The organism is Rhizobium sp. A22-96 (assembly GCF_053521805.1).
This window is the reverse complement of the sequence record NZ_JBNWDQ010000002.1, coordinates 1,091,677-1,115,691: the sequence shown is the minus strand read 5'-3', so window position 1 is coordinate 1,115,691 and position 24,015 is coordinate 1,091,677. Positions and strand designations below refer to the sequence as shown.

Genomic DNA, 24,015 nt, shown 5'->3' with positions numbered 1-24,015 from the left:
TCGACAGGCCTTCGCGAGCAAGGCTGATATAAAGATCGGCTCGTTGCATGACGCCGATGGTTGGTGGCAATCGATCTTGTTTGTCATCAATATCGGTCGCATAGTGGTTGTATCGGCGAGGTCGAAATACTCGCCTTCAACCGGTGCACTGGGACGCGCGACACAAAGGTCATGCCCATGGGCTCTGACAAAGACGGCCTTGAAGTTGATTCCAAGTCGTGGACGGGCACGGGATCTGCTGAAAGCGGTTTCGGAAAGACAGAAAACTCAGAATTCTCTTGGCGAGAAGCTCTTTCTTTCGACAGGGTTCTGAAATTCATGTTTTTTCTGACTGCCAGTCAGATATTAATTACGGCGACTCTTCACGTTGCTTATCATCTCTTCGATGGGACACTCAGCCCAAATATCGACTCTGTGGTGAGCGAGCTATTTTTCAGCGGATCGCATTTTTCATATAATCTGAAGATCAAGTTGGAATTCTGCGGCGCTATCATTCTTATAAAAGCAATTGCTCTTCTGATCCGAAGAACCACCCGGCTCTTGCAACGGTTTTAAGATTCCTCGGGCCGATCCTTCGGATCGAACTGCGATATGGTCGTCCATGTCGCAGTCAGTGCCGGTTTGCGCTCGTTCTCGATTTCGACCGTCACGTCATAGGTCAGCATCAGCATATTGGCGCCGCGCAGTCGGGTTTCGGCAAGGTTGAAGCGGCCGCGCACGCGTGCGCCGCACTTCACTGGCGACATGAAGCGGATTTTCTCGAAGCCGTAGTTGATGCCCATGATCTGCTCGCGGATTTTCGGCAGGGCGCTGTAGTTCATCGCCGAGAGCAGTGAAAGCGTCAGAAAGCCGTGGGCGATGGTGCCGCCATAGGGCGTTTCCGCCTTGGCGCGCTCCGGATCGACATGGATGAACTGGTGGTCATGCGTCGCATCGGCGAAGGTGTCGATCATCGTCTGGTCGACTTCGATCCAATCGGAGACGCCGATCTCGGTTCCCACACATTTCATGATCTCAACAAGTGAGGTATCGCCGGGCATTCCATCCTCGTCTATCTAAAGGGCCATTGGCCCTTTCTGGCGAATTGGGACGGAAAGTGCAACCGGCGTCAGGATTCGACGAAGAAACTGACGGAGCGGGCGGGGATCGTGATCTGCTCACCGGCTGATGTTTCACTCGCAGGACTCAGTTGCGACCAGCCGCCTTTTTCGGATGGCGGCAGCGTGGCGTGGAGCTCATCGGCGGTTCGATTGAACAGCATGGCAAGGCGTGCCGATCGACCGGCATCGAGATCTTGCGTCTCGATGGCCATGCCGAGCACGCCCGCCGCGGGCACATCCCAGTCCGGCAAGGTCATCGGCATACCTGCGGCTGAAAACCAGACCACATCGCCGTCTCCCTTGAAGAAATCCATATCGCTGAAAGCGCTGAAACGGCGGCGCAGGCCGGCAAGCCACGCGGTATGAGCGATCAACTCATCGTCCAGCGTCTTCCAGTCCATCCAGGTGATGGCATTGTCCTGACAATAGGCGTTGTTGTTGCCTTGCTGGGTACGGCCGCCTTCGTCACCTGAGGTCAGCATGATCGTGCCGCGCGTGGCAAAGAGCGTCGAAAGCATGGCTTTGATGTCGGCGCGACGCCTGTTCTGGATGGCCTGGTCGTCCGTCTTGCCTTCGACACCATTGTTCCAGGAGAAATTCTCGTTGTGGCCGTCGCGATTGTTCTCGCCATTGGCCTCATTGTGCTTGCCGGCGTAGGAGACGATGTCCATCAGCGTGAAGCCGTCATGGGCGGCGAGGAAGTTAACGCTGCGCGTCTGCGTGCGGCCGTCACGACCGAAGATGGAAGAAGAGCCGGCAAGGATGGTCGCGAGATCGCCGATCCTGATGTCGTTGCGCCAGAAACGGCGCAGGTCGTCGCGAGCGCGGTCGTTCCATTCGAGAAAGGGCGCCGGAAAACTCCCCAGCTGGTAGCCACCGGGACCGATGTCCCAGGGTTCGGCGATGAGGATGCGATCCTGCAGCACCTCATCCGCCAGCATGGTCCGCAGCGTGACGCTCTCGGGATCAAAGCCCTTGCTGCCACGCCCGATCACAGGGGCAAGGTCGAAACGGAAACCGTCGATACCGGCATGCTGAACGAAATGGCGGAGGCTGTCGATGATCAGCCTGCGCGTCGCCGGCTGGTCGCAGGCGACGGTGTTGCCGGTGCCGGTATCGTTGACCAGCACGCCGGGCTGATCCGGCAGGCTGCGGAAATAGGTGGGGTTGTCGAGGCCGCGCAGCGACAGCGTCGGCCCCTGGCGGTCGCTTTCGCCGGTGTGATTGAAGACGAGATCGAGGATGACAGCGATCCCTTCGGCATGAAGAGCCGCGACCGTCTCGCGTAATTCCTTGATGCCGCCGGGCACGAGGCGTGGGTCGAGCGCCATGAAGCCAACGGGATTATAGCCCCAGCCATTGGTAAGGCCGAGCGGCGGCAGGTGACGTTCGTCAATCCAGGCGGTGATCGGCATCAGTTCGACGGCATTCACCCGCAGGCGCTTGAGGTGGGCGATAATGGCGGGATGGGCGAGGGCGCCGAGCGTGCCACGCTGCTTCGCCGGCACATCCGGGTGCAGCATGGTGAAGGGCCTGACGGCGATCTCATAGATCAGCCCTCCCGCCTGAAACAACGGCTTGGCGGGGGCAACGGTGACATCGCGCGAGACGATCGCTTTCGGCATAAGATCGCGCGTATCTTCGCCGACTATTCCCAGGCGTGGATCATATTGGAAGGGTCGGTCGATCTCCCGGGCGTAGGGGTCGATCAGCAGCTTCGAAGGGTCGAACCACAGGCCGCGATCGGGGTCGTATGTGCCATGGGCGCGCAGGCCATAACGCATGCCTTGCTTGGCGTGCTTGACGAAGACACGATGCTCATCGCCATCGCGGACCAATGGCAGCCGTACGACTTCCTTCTTGCCCTCGGCGTCGAACACGCAAAGCTCGATCCGCTCGGCATTCCGCGACCAGACGGCAAAATCAACGCCCGTATCGGTGAGAGTAGCGCCAAGGGAGCGGATCGTCGGCTCTGACATGCTCGGGCTTTCCATTTCTCTGACGTTGGAGCGACAAAGGTGGCGCAATTTGTGGCAGGAGCCAGTCTCGGACAGATCCCCCTCATCCGTCTTTCGGCGGCTTCGCTTCGCTCAACCACCGAAATCCACCTTCTCCCCGAGGGGAGAAGATGTTTAAGCCGCAATCCCCCTCTCCCCTCGGGGAGAGGGCAGGGTGAGGGGGACCGTACTGAATTTGCCGTTAGGTAATAACCGTCGGCTCGGCGCGGCCGGTGCGGCCCTTGATATCGGCGATATCCTGGGCTGCGGTGATGAGGTCGGCAAGCGCTTCCTGTGTCTCGATATTGTGGCGGGTGGAATCGGGTTCGTAGCGCTCGATGTAGACGCGCAACGTCGCGCCCGTCGTGCCGGTGCCGGAGAGGCGGAAGACGACGCGGGAGCCGCCCTCGAACAGGATGCGGATCCCCTGATGCTGGCTGACGGATTTGTCGACCGGATCGTGATAGGCGAAGTCATCGGCGGCGGAAACGGTGAGATCGCCAAATTTCGTGCCCGGCAGCGTCGGCAGCTTTTCGCGCAGTGCCGCAATCAGGCCGTTGGCGGCATCGGTGTCGACGCCTTCATAGTCGTGGCGGGAATAATAGTTGCGGCCGTAGGTGGCCCAATGCTGCGTGACGATGTCGATCACGCTTTCGCCACGTACTGCGAGAATGTTGAGCCAGAGCAGCACGGCCCAGAGGCCGTCCTTTTCGCGGACGTGGTTCGAGCCCGTGCCGGAGCTTTCTTCGCCGCAGATCGTCGCCATGCCGGCATCGAGCAGGTTGCCGAAGAATTTCCAGCCGGTCGGCGTCTCGTACATGCCGATGCCGCGCTTTTCGGCGACGCGGTCGGCAGCGCCGCTGGTCGGCATGGAGCGGGCAATGCCGGCGATGCCGTGCGAATAGCCGGGCGCTAGGTTGGCGTTGGCGGCCAGAATCGCCAGACTGTCCGACGGCGTGACGTAGATGCCTTTGCCGATGATCAGGTTGCGGTCGCCGTCGCCGTCGGATGCCGCGCCGAAATCGGGCGCATCGTCACCCATCATCTCGTCGTAAAGCTCCTTGCAGTAGACGAGATTGGGATCGGGGTGGTGGCCGCCGAAGTCGGGCAGCGGCAGGAAGTTGCGCACGGAGCCGTCGGGCGCCCCGAGGCGGATCTCGAAGATTTCCTTGGCGTAAGGGCCTGTGACGGCGCTCATCGCATCGAAGTTGAGGCGGAAGCCGAGGCTGATCAGGTTGCGGATGGCGCCGAAATCAAACAGCTCTTCCATCAGGGACGCATAGTCTTCGACGGGATCGATGACCGAAACGATCATGCCGCCGACATCTTCGCGCGCGATGCGGTCGAGATTGATGTCCGGGAAATCGGCGATCTTATAGCTGTCGATGACCTTGGAGCGTTCGAAGATGGCATCCGTGATCTTTTCCGGAGCCGGACCGCCATTGCCGATATTGTACTTGATGCCGAAGTCTTCGGTCGGGCCGCCGGGATTGTGGCTGGCCGACAGGATGATGCCGCCGAAAGCCTTGTATTTACGGATGATGTTCGAGGCTGCGGGCGTCGAGAGGATGCCGCCCTTGCCGACCATCACCTTGCCGAAGCCATTCGCGGCGGCCATCTTGATGGCCTTCTGGATGACATCGCGATTGTAGTAACGACCGTCGCCGCCGATGACCAGGGTCTTGCCCTGATAGCCTTCGAGCGAATCGAAAATCGACTGGATGAAGTTTTCCGCATAATTCGGCTGCTGGAATTCGGGAACCTTCTTTCGCAGGCCGGAAGTACCGGGTTTCTGATCCGCGTAGGGGGTGGTGGATACGGTTTTAATCATCGGGTTAAGCGCCTCTCGAGACTAGACTGGAGTAGAGAGCGGCGTAGCGTTCTGCGCTCCTGCCCCAGGATACGTCGGATTTCATGCCCTGCTTTTGCATCTGCGTCCAGACCTTTCGATCCTGGAAAAGATGCATGGCTCGGCGCATTGCCTGTAGCAGCCCCTCGGCGGTGACGGGCGAAAACTGAATGCCGGTTGCGACCTTGGCCTGCAGCGCGGCGTGGTTGGCATCGACAATGGTATCATTGAGGCCGCCCGTGCGGGCTACGATCGGCAAGCAGCCATAGCGTAAGCCATAAAGCTGCGTGAGGCCACAGGGTTCGAAGCGCGAGGGGATGATAATCGCGTCGCAGCCGGCCTGCATCAGATGTGACATCGGCTCGTTATAGCCGGCCGACACACCGATGCGGCCGCGATGGCGGCCGGCTGCGGCAAATAGCGCGCCTTCCAGCGCAGCGTCGCCGGCGCCCAGTATGGCAAGCTTGCCGCCCATCTGGACGATCTCGCCGGCAATCCCGGCCAGGAGGTCCATGCCCTTTTGCCAGGTAAGGCGGCTGACGACGCAGAAGATCGGCCCGTCATCGCTATCAAGTCCGAAATGTTCAGTCACCCGCTGGCGGTTGACGATGCGGTCCTTCAGCGTTGCGGCGCTATAGGTCTGCGCGATCATCGGATCGGTCGCTGGGTTCCAGACATCGTCATCGATGCCGTTGACGATGCCGTGCAGGCTGCTCGCCCGGCTGGCGATGACGCCCTCGAGGCCCATGCCGAATTCCGGCGTCAGGATCTCCTCGGCATAGGACGGGCTGACGGTGGTCAGTGCATGAGCCGTCTGCAAGCCGCCCTTGAGAAAGCCGACATCGCCATAATATTCGACGCCTTCCATGGAAAAGGCATGCGCGGGCAGGCGCAGGCCGGGGAAGATATCGGGGCCGAACTGGCCCTGGAAGGCAATGTTATGGATGGTGAGGACGCTCGGCAGCTCCGGCGTCGGAGAGTAGCGCATGTAGACCGGCACCATGGCCGACTGCCAGTCATGCGCATGCACCAGATCGGGTTGCCAGCCGGGCAGGCGGCCGGCGGCGATTTCCGCCGCGGCCAAAGACAAGGCGGCAAAACGCCGCCAGTTGTCGGGATAATCCTTGCCCATCGCATCGACATAGGGTCCGCCGGTGCGATTGTAATAGGCCGGCGCGTCCAGCACGAGGAAGGAAATGCCGGCGTGCTCGACTTCCAGTACGGTTGCCTTTTCGCCGAGCAGATCCGCGAATTCGAAACGGATCACAGGGTCGCGGATCGTCTTCAAGACTGCCGGGTAACCTGGGATGAGGGTCCTGGTCTCGACGCCGAAGGGTTTCAGCGCGATGGGCAGGGCGCCGGCCACATCGGCCAGCCCCCCTGTCTTGATCAGAGGGAAGACTTCGGACGAAACCGAGAGGACCTTCATATGCTACAAATCCAGCTTGTCGATCATCGATTGCGTGATCAGGCAGATGCCACTTTCCGTGCGGCGCCAGCGCTTGGCGTCGAGTTCCGGATCCTCGCCGACGATCAGCCCCTCCGGAATGGTGACACCATGGTCGATGACGACGTTCTTAAGCTGCGCGCGCCGTCCGACCTTGACGCTCGGCAGCACGACGGCTCCCTCCAGCTTGGAGTAGGAATTGGCGCGCACGCCGGTGAACAGCAGGCTGTTGTAGAGGCTGGCGCCTGAAATGATGCAGTCGCCGGCAACGACGGAGGAGACGGCCGAACCGCGGCGGTCTTCGTCGTCATGAACGAACTTGGCCGGCGGGCTGATTTCCGCATAGGTCCAGATCGGCCAGGACTTGTCGTAGATGTCGAGCTCCGGCACCACGGCGGTCAGGTCGATATTGGCCTGCCAGTAGGCATCGATCGTGCCGACATCGCGCCAATAGGCCTCACGCTCGAAATCCGAGCGGACGCAGGACTGCGTGAAGCGGTGCGCGACGGCTTTGCCGTTCTTGACGATGTAGGGGATGATGTCCTTGCCGAAGTCGCGGCTGGAATTCGGATCGGCTGCGTCGCGCTTCAGGCATTCGATCAGGAACTTGGTGTGGAAGACATAGATGCCCATCGAGGCAAGCGCGAAATCCGGATTGCCGGGAATGCCGGGCGGATCAGCAGGCTTCTCGACGAAATCGATAATCTCGTCCTTCTCGTTGACATGCATGACGCCGAAGCCGACCGCTTCCATGCGCGGCACTTCAAGGCAGCCGATGGTGACCTGCGCGCCGGAATCGACGTGCTGCTGCAGCATCCACTCATAGTCCATCTTGTAGATGTGGTCGCCGGCGAGGATGACCATGTACTCCGGGCCGTAGGGCTCGATGATGTCGATGTTCTGGTAGACGGCGTCTGCCGTGCCTTCATACCATTGCGTTTCCGACACGCGCTGCGAAGCCGGCAGAATATCGAAACTCTCGTTTCGCTCAGGGCGGAAGAAGTTCCAGCCGCGCTGCATGTGGCGGATCAGCGAGTGCGCCTTGTACTGGGTGGCGACACCGATGCGGCGGATACCGGAATTGAGTGCGTTGGAGAGGGCGAAATCGATAATGCGGGTCTTGCCGCCGAAATAGACGGCCGGCTTGGCACGGCGGTCGGTCAATTCTTTCAGGCGGCTGCCTCGGCCCCCGGCAAGAACGTAGGCCATGGCGTCGCGTGCCAGCGGCTGGAAACGTTTTTCTACCATTTTATTCCTCCCTGTCCGTAATGATCTCAAAATTCCGGTTCGAGCATGATGGTCGCCAGCGGGGGCAGCGTTATTGTCGCTTGTATGCCTCCACCGGCGTTAACGGCCTGTACACGCCCGCCGTTCCCCTTGCCGCTACCGCCATAAATGTCGGCATCGGTGTTCAGTATTTCACGCCACCGCCCCTCAGCTGGCAAGCGCAACGTATAATTCTCACGGTAGACTGGCGTAAAATTGGTGATGACCGCAATCGGTTTTTCACCGGGCGTCTTGCGCAGCCAGGCAAAGACCGAATTTTCAAAATCGTCGACGACGAGCCACTCGAAGCCCTCACCTTCACAGTCACGCGCATGCAGGGCCGCCTTGCTGCGATAGGTAAAGTTGAGATCGCGCACGAGGCGCCGCATGCCCTCATGCATGCGATATTGCAGCAGGTTCCAGTCCAGCGCGCGCTCTTCGCTCCATTCGCTCCACTGCGCGAATTCCTGGCCCATGAACAGCAGTTTCTTGCCGGGATAGCCCCACATGAAGGCATAATAGGCACGCAGATTGGCGAATTTCTGCCAGTCGTCGCCGGCCATCTTGGCGATCAGCGATCCTTTGCCGTGCACCACTTCGTCATGGGAGAGCGGCAGCACGAAGTTTTCCGAGAAGGCGTAGATCAGGCCGAAGGTCAGCTCGTTGTGATGATACTTGCGGTGCACGGCCTCGCGGGAGAGATAGCTCAGCGTGTCATGCATGAAGCCCATGTTCCACTTGAAGCCGAAGCCGAGGCCGCCTTCGTGAACGGGCTGCGAGACTTTCGGCCAGGAGGTGGATTCCTCGGCGATGGTCATCACGCCCGGATGAGCACCATAGACCCTGGTGTTCATCGACTGGAGGAAGCGGACAGCTTCGAGGTTCTCGTTGCCGCCATATTCGTTGGGGATCCATTCGCCGTGCTTGCGGGAATAATCGAGGTAGAGCATGGAGGCGACGGCATCGACGCGTAAACCGTCCAAGTGGTATTTTTCTGCCCAGAAGAGTGCATTGTTCTCCAGATAGGAGAGGACCTCGGTACGGCCGAAATTATAGATCGCCGTATTCCAGTCGGGGTGAAAGCCCTTGCGCGGGTCTTCGTGCTCGTAGAGGGCGGTGCCGTCGAACCAGCGCAGGCCGTGCTCGTCGGTTGGGAAATGCGCCGGCACCCAATCGAGAATGACGCCGATGCCGACTTTGTGGCAGCCGTTGACGAAGCGGGCAAAACCCTCCGGTTCGCCGAAGCGGGCTGTCGGAGCATAAAGACCGGTGGTCTGATAGCCCCAGGAGGGATCATAGGGATGCTCGGTGATCGGCAGAAATTCGATATGGGTGAAGCCCATGTCGACGCAGTAGGGGATCAGCCGCGAAGCGAGCTCATCCCAGGAGAGCATTGAGCCGTCGTCGCGACGCTGCCACGAGGCTGCATGAACCTCGTAGATGCTGATGGGTTGGCGGCGCTGATCGACGCTTGCCCAATGCTCGCGATGGGCTGCATCCTCCCAGACCTGGGTCAGTTCGTTTGCCGTGACGGAAGCGGTTTTGGGGCGCAGCTCGCTGCGGCGGGCGAAGGGATCTGCCTTGAGCGGCAGCACGACGCCGTCATTGCCACGGATTTCGAACTTGTAGGCGACACCGGCCGGGACATCCGGCGCGAAAATCTCCCAGATGCCGGAATCCGATCGGTAGCGCATGACATGCCGACGGCCATCCCAGTTGTTGAAGTCGCCGACGACCGAGACGCGCTGGGCGTTCGGCGCCCAGACGGCGAAATGGAAGCCCTGGACGCCTTCGTGCTTCAGGGGATGGGCGCCCATCTTGTCGAACAGACGCAGATGCGTGCCCTGACGGGCGAAATAGTCGTCCATCGGACCGAGAACCGGGCCGAAGCTGTAGGGATCGGTTACCGCCCATTCGGCGTCGCCGCGCCGGGCACGATAGCGCACCGGCTGCTGCTTGCTCAGCTTCACATCGCCGGAAAAGAAACCCGCCGGATCAAGGCAATCCAGTTCGCCGATGACGGAGCCGTCGAGCGCCAGGGCGGTCACGGCTTCCGCACCGAGAATGAAACAGCGCGCCACAAATCCGTCATCCGTTCGATGCACGCCGAGCACGGCAAACGGGTTGGAATGTGTGCCTGCGAGAATTGCAGCAATATCGTCTGCCGAAATATCCCTCAAGCTTGTGCCGTCAGCGGGTCTCTTCGGCTTTTTCATCCAGCTCTCCAGATTTCCTTGGCATATTGACGGATCGTCCGATCGGAGGAGAACCAGCCCATGCGAGCAGTGTTGTTGATCGTCTTGGCATACCATTCGGAGGGATTGGCCCAGAGGATATCGACCTCGCGCTGAGCTGCGGCGTAGGCATCGAAATCGGCGGCGACCATGAACCAGTCGTGGCTGTAGATGCCCTCGATCAAGTTGGCGTAGCGGCTGCGATCGTCCGGCGAGAAGACGCCGGAAGCGATGGCGGAAAGCGCCTGGGCGAGTTCGCGCGAGCGTTCGATGACGGCGCGGGGATCGTGGCCGTCGCTGCGCAGGCTGGCGACTTCATCGGCCTTGAGACCAAAGATGACGATATTGTCTTCGCCGACATTGTCGCGCATTTCGACGTTGGCGCCATCGAGCGTGCCGATGGTCAGTGCGCCGTTGAGGCCGAATTTCATGTTGCCGGTGCCGGAAGCTTCCATGCCGGCGGTGGAGATCTGCTCGGAGAGATCGGCGGCCGGAACCATGACTTCGGCGAGAGAGACATTGTAGTTCGGGACGAAGACGACCTTCAGCAGGCCGCGCACCGACGGATCATTATTGATGACGCGGGCGACATCGTTGATCAGCTTGATGATGAGCTTCGCATTGTGATAGCTCGGCGCCGCCTTGCCGGCGAAGAGCTTGACGCGCGGTTGCCAGTCCAGCTCGGGGTGCGAACGGATCTGATCGTAGAGGGCCACGGTCTCGATGATGTTGAGAAGCTGGCGCTTGTATTCGTGGATGCGCTTGATCTGAATGTCGAACATCGCATTCGGATCGAGCTTGATGCCCATCCGGCTCGCAACGAGATTGGACAGCTGCACCTTGTTGGCGCGTTTGACCGCGGCAAACTTCTCCTGGAAGGCGCTGTCGTGAGCGAATTTGTCGAGCGGCTTCAGCTTTTCGGCATCGTCGAGAAACTCGTCGCCGATTGCTTCGCGGATAAGGCTGGTCAGGCCCGGATTGCACTGCATCAGCCAGCGGCGCGGCGTGATGCCGTTCGTCTTGTTGTTGATGCGATCCGGATAGAGCTTGTGCAGGTCGGCAAAGACGGTGACCTTCATCAGGTCGGTGTGCAGCGCCGATACGCCGTTGATCGAGTGCGAACCGACAAAGGCGAGATTGCCCATGCGCACGCGCCGGTCGCCGTTTTCGTCGATCAGGGAAATAGAGCGGATTTCCGTATCGCTGAAATTGCGGGCCTTGCGGGCTTCGACCAGAATCTTGGCGTTGATGGCGTAGATGATCTGCATATGGCGCGGCAGCAGCCGTTCGAACAGCGGCACCGGCCAGCTTTCGAGCGCTTCCGGCAGCAGCGTATGGTTCGTATAACCGAAGGTCTCGCGGGTGATGTTCCAGGCCTTGTCGAACTCGAGGCCGTGGACATCGACTAGCAGGCGCATCATTTCAGCGACGGAGACAGCCGGATGGGTGTCGTTCAGCTGGATCGCGACCTTGTCGGCGAGGTTGGTCAGGTCGTCATACTGCTGGAGATGGCGGCGAATAATGTCCTGCAGCGACGCTGAGGAGAAGAAGAATTCCTGGCGCAGGCGCAGCTCCTGGCCGGCGGGGGTTCCGTCTGCCGGATAGAGGACGCGCGTCAGGCTCTCCGCCTTGTTGCTTTCGCGCAACGCGCCGATGTGGTCGCCCGCGTTGAAGGCATCGAGCAGGATCGGATCGATCGGCTGTGCCGACCAGAGACGTAGCGTGTTGACGCGCTTGCCGCGCCAGCCGACGACGGGCGTGTCGAATGCGGCGGCGATAACGCGTTCCGCCGGCTTCCACACATAGCGGGGTTGGTCGTCATGGCTGCTTGCCGTCTCGACGGCGCCGCCAAAGCCGATTTCGTAGGCGCTTTCCTGGCGTTCGAATTCCCAAGGGTTGCCGTGTGCAAGCCAGGTTTCCGGCAGTTCCACCTGCCAGCCATCGGCCATCTGCTGCCGGAACAGGCCGTGCACGTAGCGAATGCCATAGCCGTAGGCCGGCACATCGACGGTCGCCATGGATTCCATGAAACAGGCGGCGAGGCGGCCGAGGCCTCCATTGCCGAGTGCTGCGTCCGGCTCGAGCCCGGCGATGACGCGAACGTCGACACCGAGCGAGGCCAGGGCGTTGGTGATTTCTTCCATCAAGCCGAGATTGGAGACGGCGTCGCGCATCAGGCGGCCGATCAGGAATTCGAGCGATAGATAGTATACGCGCTTGGCGCCGGTCTCGTAGACCCGGCGGGTGGATTCCATCCATCTGTCGATAACGCGGTGGCGAATGACGAGGATCGTTGCCGTCAGCCAATCGTGTGGCTTGGCCACTTTCGCATCCTTGCCGATGCGATAGGTCAGGCGCTCGATGATTTCTTCCGCAAGGATTTCGGGGCGGGAAATGCGCGGGGCGGGAACGGGGAGATCGGCCTTCGTCAAATTATTCATACTATCAACTCTCGCCATTTGTGATTTATATTCAGAGTGTTATGCCCAATAAATCAAATTTCCTTTCCGTTTCACTATCAGTTTACGCACTGATGTAAAGCAGTTGCAATATGCGAGTTGGGCAGATGCGAAAATAGCCGCCAAACGTTTCCCATTCGCGGGAAAAGACTTGATTCCGATGATGTTTCAGGCTCTTATTCGCGAATTGATGAAAAATAAAAGCCGCGCGATACTCGTTTCGCGCGGCTTTTATTTTGACGGCTATTTATGGTTGCTTGGTGTGGGGTCCAGACGAGGTCACTTCGTTAGGAGCGTCATCTGCTTGGATGTTTCCGTGGCGATTACCGTAAACGCCTTGAAAAGATCCGCCGCGCTCTGTGGCGTGAAGTAGTCAGAAGCAGAAGTGGCGCAGTATTTTAGCAATGCCTGGCCATTCGATGGGGCCATAAAGGCAATCGTATACACGTGGATACCATTGCTACGCGCCTTGTCGCACTGAGTTTTGGTATCTGTGTCGGCATTTGCTACGTTGTTGTCGCCATCGGTCATAAAGACGATGTACATGCTCGGATTTGTGACGCCACTCTTCGTCTTGTGCTGAAGCTGCTCATTTGTCAGTCCGGCCGTTGTAGATGGTTTCGTCAACGCGTCGACTGCGGCCGTAAAAGCGGGGGCCGAGTTTGTGGAGCCGCTTGATGTCAGGTTGTTGACATATGTAACGACGGCGCTCGTGCCCCACTGCAGCGCCGTGGCCGTCTGGGCGACGTTATTGTAGGAGTCTGCGCCCGTGCGGACATACATCATGTTGGGGTCGGCGCTGTTTAGTTGCGCGGACAGATTGGACGTCGCAATCTTCAGCGATTCCATTTTGGTGTAGTAGTTCGGTTGAGTACCGGTACAAGTACTCCACACCTGTTTGCCGTTTTTATTCGTTTTAAGGCAACTATAAGTATATGTTGTTGTTGGTTGCTGGGCGTTAACGGTATCGGTGGCTTCGTCCATGGACCCAGAGCGATCCAGTACGAAATACATCGACAAAGCATTCTTCTGGGTTTCAGAAGTTTTTCCGCTGGTCGAGGTGCTTGACGCGGAAATGTTCATCGAACTCTGGCCGGTCAAGCGGGTCATGCTGTTGACGGGCATTGAATAGGATGCGTTCACAACGACCGTATAACCTGTATTCCCAGAGGAATCGGTCGTCTTCGTCACCGTCGTGCTAGTTCCCGCCTTAAGCGAATTCGTGGCGTTCGCATCTCCGCCAAGATAGTTGGACATCTGACCGAGCACAAAATTGTTGCCGAGATCTTTTGCGGTCGTGGTGGTCGCACCACCGTCGACAAGTGCTGTTGCAGTGGCGAGCGCGGCGGCATCAGTCGATTCCTGGAGCTGGCTGCGTGTCAGCGACATGTTCGTGACATCTACAGCAACGCCACCCGCTACAGCTAGTACCGGGATGGAAAGTGCCGTTATAATACCGAAATTTCCGGCCCTATCACGCGACAGTCTTTTAAAGATATAAAGTATATCCGAACCGGTGATCATCATGTCCGCCTGATGGAGAGTTGAAGTTCTCAATAATTGGCGGGACTATCGGCTATAAATATTAGTCAAACGTTTAAGTTGTGGTTCAAATTTTAAAAAACTATCGGATTAGTCTCATTCTTATTTCGACTTATACTATATTAGTGGAATAACATCTACGGCTTGCACGGTTTTTTGGTTACCATAACCTTTCAACACACCAATAACGGGTGCAACATCGGAATAATCGCGGCCATAGGCAACGACGATGTGATCGGTGCCGGCGGGAATGTTGTTGGTGGGGTCAAGTTCGATCCAGCCGGCGGTTTCTCCGCACCAGACGCGCACCCAGGCATGCATGGCGTCGGCACCTTCCAATCGTTCCTTGCCGGGCGGCGGGATGGTGCGCAGGAAGCCGCTGACATAGCCGGCCGGAATGCCGAGGCTGCGCAGCGCGATGATCATCACATGCGAGAAATCCTGGCACACGCCGCGCTTCAGGCGGAATGCCTCCTTGGGCGTCGTGTCGACGGTCGTCGCCTTCGCGTCGTAAACGAAATCCTTGTGGATCCGCGCGCAGACGGCATGGGCGATCTGTATCGTCGTCAGCTTCGTCGTCTTCCACTGCCTGCCGTATTCGGCGATTTCGCTCGTCTCCGGCAGGCGAGGGCTGCTGCCGAGGAAATGATGCGGGGAGGAGGGGTCGATCGACCAGCAGCTATTGATCTCGTCAGGCAATTCCGCAAGCAAGGGCGAGAAATCGGCGGCGATGGGCTGGCTCTCCACCTGCACACGCGCCTGCATGCGGATATCAAGCTTCTCATGCGGGTTGCGCACCAGGATCGACGTCGCGGGGTGCTGGAAGAAATCGGTGAAATTCGATTGTTCGTTCGGATGCGGCGTGATCTTCAGGGAACCGGCGACCAGTCGCTGGCGGTTGGTGAGCGACAGCGGCAGAATACGCAGGATGTGGCGCGCGCCGCTGGCCGGCGCGTCGTAGGTGTAACCCATGTGCAGCGACAGGTCGTAGAGCATCACATCATCCGAGATAGGTGCGGGCGAGCAGATCGGAGAGCCGCTCCAGCTCACGCTCCAGCCGCTGATAGACTTCGCCGGTCATCGTCTCCGGCGTCATGACGGCGAGGCCCGAATGCAGCCGCATGGCTTCCCGATAGAAGGGCGACATCTGGCCGTTGACGAAGGCGTTCGGCAGTTGCTCCACTTCGCGATGGATCTCGTTCATCTGGAAGAGGATTGAGCGCGGGTTAAGGGGGTCAAGCGCCAGGAGGTCGGTCACCGTCAAGCGCGCTGTATTGACGTTGTAGCGGCGGCGATGGGTCATGACGCTGTCGCCGATTTCGAGCAGCATATCGAGCGCGCCATCGGGCGCCTCGGGGCCGGACATGTGTCCGAGAAGCCGCGTCATATGCAGCCCGCGTTCGATATAGCGGCCGAGCGACAGGAAACGCCAGCCGGTGAAGCGATACATGTTTTCGTGCACGAGGCCGGCAAAGCCCGCGAGCTTGCGCAACAGGATCGTCATGGCATGGCTGGCGTCATCCCCATGCTTGACGTTTTCCTTGAAGCGGCGGGCGGTCTTGGCGAGGTCCGTCAAGGCCAGCCAGCCGTCGGGCGAAAAGCGGTCGCGAATGTTGCTGGCCGAGTAAACGGCGCTATCGATGTTGCGCAGCAGGCTTTCCGGTACGGCCTTCTCGATGTCTATGTCGATGCCGGCAAGATAGGCGCTGACGTCGGCGAGCAGCGGCTGGCTCGGATCGGCGGCTTCGGCGAAGCGGCCGTGCCAGGCGCGCAGAATGCGCAGCGCCCCTTCGGCCCGCTCGATATAGCGGCCGAGCCAGAACAGATTGTCGGCGGCGCGGCTCGGCAGGCTGCCGGGCATATTGCGGGTAAAGGTCTCTTCGGCGGGCAGCAGCGTATGCGCTTCCACGGGCTTGTCGGAGACGATCCAGACATCGGCGGCTGAGCCGCCCGACTGCATGGCGATGGCGGCGACATCGTCGCCGCTGCCGATACGGGCAAAGCCGCCGGGCATGATCTTCCAGCCGCTTTCCGTGCGGGCGGCAAAGACGCGCAAGCTCATCGGCCGTGGCATCAGCTTGCCGTTGACCCAGGCCGGCGTTGTCGAAAGGGTGACGACTTCCTGGCCGACCAGCTTGTGGCCGTCGGTTGTCAGCCAGTCCGAAATTGAATCGCGGGCAGTGCTGCGCAGCGTCGAGCCCAGCACTGATTGGCCGCTGTCATCGAAGAAGGGCATGCAGGAATAGGCGGGGCCGATCACCATCTTCTCGATATTGGCGGCGACATGCTCGCGCTCGCTCTTCTGTCCGCACCACCAGGTGGCGATCGACGGCAGCTTCAGTTCCTCGCCGCGCAGATGCCGACAGATGGTCGGCATGAAGGCGAGCAGGGCACGGGTTTCCAGAATGCCGGAACCGAGAGCGTTGACGATACTGACGGTCTGGGCCCGCAGCGCCTCCACCAGGCCCGGCGTGCCGATATGGGAGTGCTGGTTGAGCTCCAGCGGGTCGGCGTAGGAGGCATCGAGGCGCCGCCAGAGCACGCTGATCGGCCGCAATCCGGCAACGGTTCGCACCATCAGCTGGTTATTGACGACGGTGATATCCTCGCCCTCGAGCAGCATGAAGCCAAGGTAGCGGGCGATATAGGCGTGCTCGTAATAGGTTTCGTTGGCCGGGCCAGGCGTCAGGACGGCAACGCGTCCTTCGCCGCCACGCTTGCCACCCAGAAGCGCGTCACGAAAGGCTCCGAAGAAGGAGGCGAGGCGGTGCACCCGGGTTTCGGCATAGATGTCGGAGAAGGCGCGCGTCGTGGCGACGCGGGTTTCGAGCGCAAAGCCGGCGCCTGACGGCGCCTGGGCACGGTCGGCGAGGACCCACCAGTTGCCATCCGGTCCGCGGCCGATCTCGAAGGCGAGGAAATGCAGATAGTGGCCATTTGCGGGCTTGACGCCGACCAGCGGCCGCAGGAATTCCGGATTGCCGGCGATCAAGGCTGGCGGCAGCAGGCCTTCGTTGACAAGCCGGCTGTCGCCATAGATGTCGGCCATGACCTCTTCAAGCAGATCGGCGCGCTGTTGCAGGCCTTCGGAGAGGTTTTGCCATTCGCGCTCATCGATGAGGACAGGGATGTGCGAGATGGGCCAGTTGCGCTCGCTGACGCCGGTTGCGCCATAGGCGCGATAGAAAACGCCGGCATCGCGCAGGTAGCGATCGGCGCGGGCGAAGCGTTCGGTCAGTTCCTGTTCCGACATGTGGGACAATGCCGACAGGAGCTTTTGCCAGACCGGGCGCACGGCACCTGCATTGTCGACCATTTCATCGGCAACACCAGGCAGGGCGCTATAGGCAAAGGCCGGATCGTTGCCGATGCCAGCCTTTACTTCACTTCGCCGTTCCGCTGCCGGTTTTCTAACCATGCATATTCCCGTTTCAAAGTCCTGCCGGCCGGCGAAGATCGAGCGTCAGCAGGAATTCCGCCGATGTCGTCTCCGGTCGCAGGGCATAGCCGCCAGCGGTATGCCCCCAAGGTTCGAATCGCGCAAGACGTCGCGCTTCCGCTTCGTTACCATTGACAGGGAAGGTGTCATAGTTCCGGCCCCCCGGATGAGCAACGTGATAGATGCAGCCGCCGATCGAACGGCGCGACCATGTATCATAAATGTCGAAGGTCAAAGGCGTATCGATGGGCAGAACCGGATGCAGACCGGAGGCCGGATGCCATGCCTTGTAGCGGACGCCGGCGACGAAAACGCCCGAGGCACCCGTCGACGTCAACGGCATCGGGCGCCCGTTGCAGGATACGGTGTAGCGCGAGGGATTGCTGGTTTCCAGCCGCACCTGCAGACGCTCGACCGAGGAGTCGACGTAGCGGACCGTGCCGCCGACTGCGCCCTCTTCGCCCAGTACATGCCAAGGCTCCAGGGCCTGGCGCAGCTCCAGTCTGTTGCCCTCGTATTCAACTTCGCCGCAGAAGGGGAAGCGGAATTCGAGCTGCGCCTGGAACCACTCGGACCGCAGGTCGAAGCCGTTTTCACGGAGGTCAGCGAGCACATCGAGGAAATCCTGCCAGACATAATGCGGCAGCATGAAACGATCGTGCAGCGTCGTGCCCCATCGGGTGAATTTGCCTTCGATGGGATTGCGCCAGAAGCGGGCGATGATGGCGCGCACCAGCAATTGTTGAGCAAGGCTCATGCGGGCGTTGGGCGGCATTTCGAAGCCGCGGAATTCGACAAGGCCGAGCCGTCCCGTTGGGCCATCGGGCGAGAAGAGCTTGTCGATGCAGATTTCCGAACGGTGGGTGTTGCCGCTGGAATCGGTCAGGAGATTGCGGAACAGCCGGTCCACCAGCCAGGGTAATGGCGGATTGCCCTGGCCGGGCGCCGGCACCTGGGCTATCGCAATTTCCAGCTCGTAGAGGCTGTCGTGGCGCGCCTCGTCGATGCGCGGCGCCTGGCTGGTCGGGCCGATGAACAGGCCGGAGAAAAGATAGGAGAGAGAAGGATGGCGCTGCCAGTGCAGCACCAGGCTCTTCAGCAGGTCAGGACGGCGCAGGAACGGGCTGTCGTTCGGATTGGCGCCGCCGACGACCACATGATTGCCGCCTCCGGTGCCGGTGTGACGGCCGTCGATCAGGAACTTGTCGGTGCCGAGGCGCGTCTGTCGCGCTTCTTCGTAAACCGTCGTGGTGATGTCAACGCAATCCTGCCAGTTCGATGCAGGATGGATATTGACCTCGATCACGCCGGGGTCGGGCGCGACGCGAATGACGTTGATGCGCTCGTCCTGAGGCGGTGAATAGCCCTCGATATGGACCGGCAGCCCGAGCTCTGCCGCCGCATTCTCGGCGGCCGCCAAGAGTTCCAGATACTGCTCAATCCCCTCGGTCGGCGGCATGAAGACGCAGAGCCGGCCATCGCGGGGCTCGACGGAGATGGCCGTGCGCACTGCGCCGCGGATATCGCCAAGCGTTTGCTCCACCCGCGATTGCGCGCCCTCGTCGGCCTGGAACGACGCTTCCGGCATGGCGCGGCCCGCGGGCACGATGACATCGGGCAGAGGCGCGCGCGGAAGGGTGGGGTCGACGGTGTGGATATAGGGATAGCGCGACGGCGGCACATAGGGCAGCGTGCCGAGCGGCAGGCGGTAGCCGATCGGCGAGTCACCGGGCACGAGGTAAATCTTGCCGCGTCGCGTGCTCCATTTTTCGCTGACCCAGCGCGTGGCGGATGCCTTTGAATTCCATGCCTGGACGGGAAGCACGTAGCCGGTCGCCGTCGTCAGGCCGCGCTCGAAAACGCGGGCGATGCGGCTGCGCTCTTCGGGGTCCTTCAGCTTCGAATTGGACGGGTCGACATTCTCAGGCAGGCTGCCTTCCTTGATGATCCATTCGGCCGGATCTTCATAGGCCGGCAGCACCATATCGGGCTCGATGGCCAGCTCCCTGGCAATCGCCGTCAGAAGCTTTCCCGCGTCCTCGGCACTGGCGCCGGTCTTTGCTGTTTCCTCGGCAATCAAAGCCGGGTTTTGCCAGACCGGCTTGCCGTCCTTGCGCCAGTAAAGCGAGAAGGTCCAGCGCGGCAGGCTTTCACCCGGATACCATTTGCCCTGGCCGTAATGCAGGAAGCCGCCCGGCGCGAAGCGGTCGCGCAGGCGGCGGATCAGCTGATCGGCCATGTCGCGCTTGGTCGGGCCGACGGCGGCGGTGTTCCATTCCTCCGACTGAAAGTCGTCGATCGAGATAAAGGTCGGCTCGCCGCCCATGGTCAGGCGCACATCCTCGGCCTGCAGGACGCGATCGACCTCTTCGCCAAGCGCATTCAGCGCATCCCAGCTTTCGTCCGAGAAAGGCTTGGTGATGCGCGGATGTTCGGCGACGCGAGTGACCGTCATCGCGAAATCGAATTCTGTCTTGGCTTCGCCGAAATAGCCGCCGGAGATCGGGGCGGCATTGCGATAATGCGGTGTAGCGGCGAGCGGAATATGGCTCTCGCCGGTGAGCAGACCGGACGTCGGGTCGAGACCGACCCAGCCGGCGCCGGGAAGATAGACTTCCGTCCAGGCATGCAGGTCGGTGAAATCGACTTCGGTGCCCGATGGGCCATCCAGCGCCTTCAGGTCCGGAGTGAGCTGAATGAGATAGCCGGAGACGAAGCGGGCGGCGAGGCCGAGATGGCGCAGAACCTGGACGAATAGCCAGCTTGTATCGCGACAGGAGCCTTTAGCCCTCTCCAGGGTTTCTTCCGGCGTCTGCACGCCGGTTTCCATGCGGATGACGTAACCGATCTCCTGCTGCAGACGCGCATTGATGCCAACGATCATGTCGACGGTGGGTTGCTCGGAGCGGTCAAGCGTGTCGAGAAAAGCCTGCAGCCGGGGCCCGGTTTCTTCCGGCGTCATATAGATGGACAGATCCTCGCGGATCGTCTCGGGATAGGCGAAGGGCCACTTGGTCGCCTCCTCTTCGACGAAGAAGTCGAAGGGGTTGTAGACCGTCATGTCGGCGACGAGATCGACCTCGATCTTCAGCTCGGTTACTGGATCGGGAAAAACGAAACGGGCGAGATAATTGCCGTAAGGATCCTGCTGCAGGTTCACGAAATGATTTGACGGAGTGACTTTCAGCGAGTGGCTGAGAACGCGGGTCTTGGAATGCGATGCGGGCTTCAGGCGAATGATCTGAGGGCCGAGGCGGACCGGATTGTCATATGTGTAGTGGGTGAGATGATAGATGCTTGCCTTGATCGCCATATGTCTCTTTGCCTAGCCCACATCATTGTGCGGTGGTTGCTGTTCCCCGCAGGCAGTGTGTGCAATGCAGCGAAAGAATGCAAGACATCTCGGCGGGACGGTCAAAGTCTTGCTGCACAATGCCAAAATAAAAACGGCGAGCTTTTGCCCGCCGTTTTGAGAATTCTATTTTGCAGCCTGCGATCAGTGTCTGCCAAACTCGTCGACGAGACGGATAATATCGTCCTCGCCGAGATAGGAGCCGGTCTGCACCTCGATCAATTCCAGCAGGATCTTGCCGGGGTTGGACAGGCGGTGCACTTCGCCGAGCGGAATATAGATCGACTCGTTTTCGCGCAGCATCTGCACATTCTCGCCGACCGTGACTTCGGCTGTGCCCTTGACGACGATCCAATGCTCGGAGCGATGGTGATGCTTCTGCAGAGAGAGCTTCTTGCCCGGCAGAACGAAGATGCGCTTGACCTGGAAGCGCTCGCCGTTCAGCACCGAGGTGTAGCCGCCCCAGGGGCGATAGGATGTCGGATGTGTCTCGGTGAGCTTGGCGGTCTTCTTGTCGCTCGCTAAAAACTTCACGAGCTTGCCGACTTCCTGGCTGTCCTTGAGATGGCCGACATAAACGGCGTCTTCGCTGGCGATGACCGCGACGTCTTCAAGACCCTGCACCGCGACATGGAGGCTGTGCGACATCACGAGCGAGTTCTTGGTGTTGACCAAGGTCGTGGCGCCGGCTGAGACGTTGCCGCTTTCATCGCGATTGCCGACCTTCCAGACCGCATCCCAGCTGCCTAGGTCGGACCAGATGAAGGGTGAGGGGACGACAGCCGCGTTGGCCGTCTTTTCCATCAGGGCATAGTCGATGGAGATATCGGGGCTCTTTGAGAAATGATCTGCGTCCAGGCGGGTGAAGTCGAGGTCGCGCGTCGACTTGGAAACGGCCTTGCTGGCGGCCTTTTCGACATCAGGCGCATATTCCTTCATCTCGGCCAGGAGCTGGGCGGCCGAAAACATGAACATGCCCGAGTTCCAGTAGAAGTTGCCGCTCGCAACCATCTCCTCCGCCTTATCCAGCGCCGGCTTTTCGACGAAGCGCTTGACGGCATGGGCTCCGGTCGAAAGCGCCTTGCCGCTTTCGATATAGCCATAGCCGGTCGCAGGTTCGGTGGGCGTGATGCCGAAGGTGACGAGCTTGCTCTGAAGGGCCGTGTCACGCGCTAAACGTACGCAATCGTAATAGGTCGTGGTGGCATCGATCTCGTAGTCTGAACCGAGGACATGCATGATTGCGTCCTTGCCGAAAAGCTCGGTGACGAGCACGGCGGCGGCGGCGACTGCGGCTGCGGTGTTGCGAGCGACCGGCTCCAGCAATATCGCTGCGAGCTTCAGGTCCAGCTCTCGCGCCTGTTCGGCGACGAGGAATCGAAACTCCTCATTGGTCAGGACGATCGGCGCCTCGTAAAGCTCGGCATCCGAAATGCGCTCCAGCGTATTTTGAAACAGCGTCCTATCGCCGATGAACTGAATGAACTGCTTTGGGGCAGAAGCGCGCGATAACGGCCAAAGTCGTGTACCCTTGCCTCCTGCCATGATCACCGGAACGATTTTAGCTGCCATACCTTGCCTCTCCTGGATACTTCCCTCGGTAGCCTGCCGTGAAAGATTGCAACTTTCGCGCCGGCATTCTCGCCCCCAGGACAACCTATATCGCCATTGCGATGTTTTTGCACGACACGCTAGCTACAATACGCCAAGACCACAAATATTCGATTATCCCCTCAAGGAAATTTCAATGAAAGCTCGTCGGGAATATCTTCTTTAGATAAAAAGGGCTTAAGCGATCGAAATCGCTTAAGCCCGATAAAGGCAGGCCATCGACGCTTGGCCATGAGCCGGCAACCATGATGTTATTGCCTACGCCTCAGCCTTCTCGGATTGTTCCTCATGCGCATGGGCAACACCGTTGCGCCTGTTATAACGGATCGACGACCAGAGCGAGATGCCGATCAGCGCGGCGCCGCCGAGACCAGTGATGACTTCAGGGACATGCACCAGCGTCTGCACATACATGATCACCGAGAGGATCAGAATGGCATAGAAGGCGCCATGCTCAAGATAGCGGTAGTGCGCGAGTGTGCCCTTCTCCACGAGCATGATGGTCATGGAGCGCACATACATGGCGCCGATGCCGAGACCGATTGCGATGATGAACAGGTTCTGGGTGAGCGCGAAAGCGCCGATGACGCCATCGAAGGAAAAGCTGGCATCGAGGATTTCGAGATAGAGAAAGGCGCCGAAACCACCCTTTGCAGCCGCACTCATCGCCTTTTGAGAGGCGTCCAGAAAGCCTGCAAGCACTTCAACCAACAGGAAGGTGAGGAGGCCGTAGATCGAGGCGTGGAGGAAGGTCGTCGAGTCATCGCCGTCGAGGAGCGAGCTGAAAATCAGAACGAGGATCAGGACGAAGGCGATCTCGATGCCCTTGATGGTGGCGAAATTTGCCATCCGCTTTTCCAGGAAGTTGATCCAGTGCACGTCCTTCTCATGGTTGAAGAAGTAGGTGAGGCCAACCATCATCAGGAAGGTGCCGCCAAAGGCAGCGATGGGCAAGTGCGCGTCGTGCATGATGCGCGCATATTGTTCGGGTTCGGCGGCTGCGAGCTTCAGCGCCTCCCACGGATTGATCCAGGCGGCGATGGCGACGATCAGCAGCGGGAAGACGATCCGCATGCCGAAGACGGCAATGATGATGCCCCAGGTCAGGAAGCGATGCTGCCAAACCGGTGTCATTTCCTTCAGCTTGTTGGCATTGACGATGGCATTGTCGAAGGAGAGTGAAATCTCCAGCACGGCTAGGACCGCGCAGATGAAGAAGGCCGTCGCAAGGCCACCGAGCGTGCCCGTCGCATTCCAGCCCAACAGGGCTCCGAGAGCGAGACCTGCCAGGGTGACGGCAAAAGCCCAGCCGAAATAGCTAAGCATGGATTTCGAAGCGACGGGCGGCGTCATGGGCGCACCTCGCTGCAAAGGGATTTGACTCCGAATCGAGCGCGCAGCCGCATACCGAAGACGGCATGCGGGCAAGGCATGGTCAAGCTGTTCATGAGAAGAAGTCCGCCGGCTCATCTGCAGGCGGTACCGACATCGCGAGAGCGCCGTAAAAACTCTCGCCAGAGGGGCCCGGCACCATAGTCCAATCCGCTGCCGATGTCAGAAGGCGCGGAGATGACCAATAGTTAGTGAAGTCGTGACGTACGTCAAGGGGTTGAAATCGCCGCCGGAGCCGTTGCTCCCAGAAATTGAGATTTTGAGGAACCAAACAGGAAAGGCGGCGTTTGACCCTTAGGCTTATCTGTACCGCCCGTCTTGCCTGGA

14 protein-coding genes are annotated in these 24,015 nt (G+C 59.9%); 1 reads left to right on the top strand and 13 read right to left on the bottom strand.

The window, feature by feature from the left end; genetic code table 11:
• The first annotated feature begins 177 nt into the window (after positions 1-177).
• The gene (locus ACQZ6F_RS11865; protein ID WP_449091708.1) at positions 178-555 is read left to right on the top strand and encodes a hypothetical protein; all 378 of its coding nucleotides are present in this window, start codon (positions 178-180) and stop codon (positions 553-555) included.
• On the opposite strand, the gene ACQZ6F_RS11860 is transcribed toward ACQZ6F_RS11865, so the two are convergent.
• The 13 genes from ACQZ6F_RS11860 to ACQZ6F_RS11800 form a co-directional block, all read right to left on the bottom strand.
• Positions 552-1,040, bottom strand: coding sequence for a MaoC family dehydratase (locus ACQZ6F_RS11860; protein WP_068400034.1), 489 nt, complete (start codon positions 1,038-1,040; stop codon positions 552-554). The genes ACQZ6F_RS11865 and ACQZ6F_RS11860 overlap by 4 nt on opposite strands.
• Positions 1,041-1,108: 68 nt before the next feature.
• Positions 1,109-3,079, bottom strand: a complete 1,971-nt coding sequence (glgX, locus tag ACQZ6F_RS11855; RefSeq protein WP_449091709.1) for a glycogen debranching protein GlgX — start codon at positions 3,077-3,079, stop codon at positions 1,109-1,111.
• A 220-nt stretch (positions 3,080-3,299) separates the two neighbouring features.
• Positions 3,300-4,928, bottom strand: coding sequence for an alpha-D-glucose phosphate-specific phosphoglucomutase (locus ACQZ6F_RS11850; RefSeq protein WP_449091710.1), 1,629 nt, complete (start codon positions 4,926-4,928; stop codon positions 3,300-3,302).
• A 4-nt stretch (positions 4,929-4,932) separates the two neighbouring features.
• Positions 4,933-6,375: a glycogen synthase GlgA gene (glgA, locus tag ACQZ6F_RS11845; protein ID WP_449091711.1), complete on the bottom strand. Its 1,443-nt coding sequence runs from the start codon at positions 6,373-6,375 to the stop codon at positions 4,933-4,935.
• A gap of 3 nt (positions 6,376-6,378) precedes the next feature.
• The gene (gene glgC / locus ACQZ6F_RS11840) at positions 6,379-7,641 is read right to left on the bottom strand and encodes a glucose-1-phosphate adenylyltransferase (protein ID WP_068400045.1); all 1,263 of its coding nucleotides are present in this window, start codon (positions 7,639-7,641) and stop codon (positions 6,379-6,381) included.
• Between the two features lie 26 nt (positions 7,642-7,667).
• Positions 7,668-9,875: a 1,4-alpha-glucan branching protein GlgB gene (gene glgB, locus ACQZ6F_RS11835; protein ID WP_077469432.1), complete on the bottom strand. Its 2,208-nt coding sequence runs from the start codon at positions 9,873-9,875 to the stop codon at positions 7,668-7,670.
• Positions 9,872-12,334 (bottom strand): glycogen/starch/alpha-glucan phosphorylase, encoded by a 2,463-nt coding sequence (locus ACQZ6F_RS11830; protein WP_449091712.1) that lies wholly within the window; start codon positions 12,332-12,334, stop codon positions 9,872-9,874. Before ACQZ6F_RS11830 ends, glgB begins: the two co-directional genes overlap by 4 nt.
• 297 nt (positions 12,335-12,631) lie before the next feature.
• A complete protein-coding gene (locus ACQZ6F_RS11825; RefSeq protein ID WP_449091713.1) occupies positions 12,632-13,876 on the bottom strand; it encodes a vWA domain-containing protein in 1,245 nt (414 codons plus the stop codon).
• A gap of 135 nt (positions 13,877-14,011) precedes the next feature.
• The gene (locus ACQZ6F_RS11820; protein ID WP_449091714.1) at positions 14,012-14,890 is read right to left on the bottom strand and encodes a transglutaminase family protein; all 879 of its coding nucleotides are present in this window, start codon (positions 14,888-14,890) and stop codon (positions 14,012-14,014) included.
• Between the two features lie 4 nt (positions 14,891-14,894).
• Positions 14,895-17,312, bottom strand: a complete 2,418-nt coding sequence (locus tag ACQZ6F_RS11815; RefSeq protein WP_449091715.1) for a circularly permuted type 2 ATP-grasp protein — start codon at positions 17,310-17,312, stop codon at positions 14,895-14,897.
• Positions 17,313-17,325: 13 nt separating this feature from the next.
• Positions 17,326-20,646, bottom strand: coding sequence for a transglutaminase family protein (locus ACQZ6F_RS11810; RefSeq protein WP_449091716.1), 3,321 nt, complete (start codon positions 20,644-20,646; stop codon positions 17,326-17,328).
• 183 nt (positions 20,647-20,829) lie between these two features.
• Positions 20,830-22,257, bottom strand: coding sequence for a mannose-1-phosphate guanylyltransferase/mannose-6-phosphate isomerase (locus tag ACQZ6F_RS11805; RefSeq protein WP_077469436.1), 1,428 nt, complete (start codon positions 22,255-22,257; stop codon positions 20,830-20,832).
• Between the two features lie 297 nt (positions 22,258-22,554).
• Positions 22,555-23,649, bottom strand: a complete 1,095-nt coding sequence (locus ACQZ6F_RS11800; RefSeq protein WP_449091717.1) for a DUF475 domain-containing protein — start codon at positions 23,647-23,649, stop codon at positions 22,555-22,557.
• Positions 23,650-24,015 lie beyond the last annotated feature (366 nt).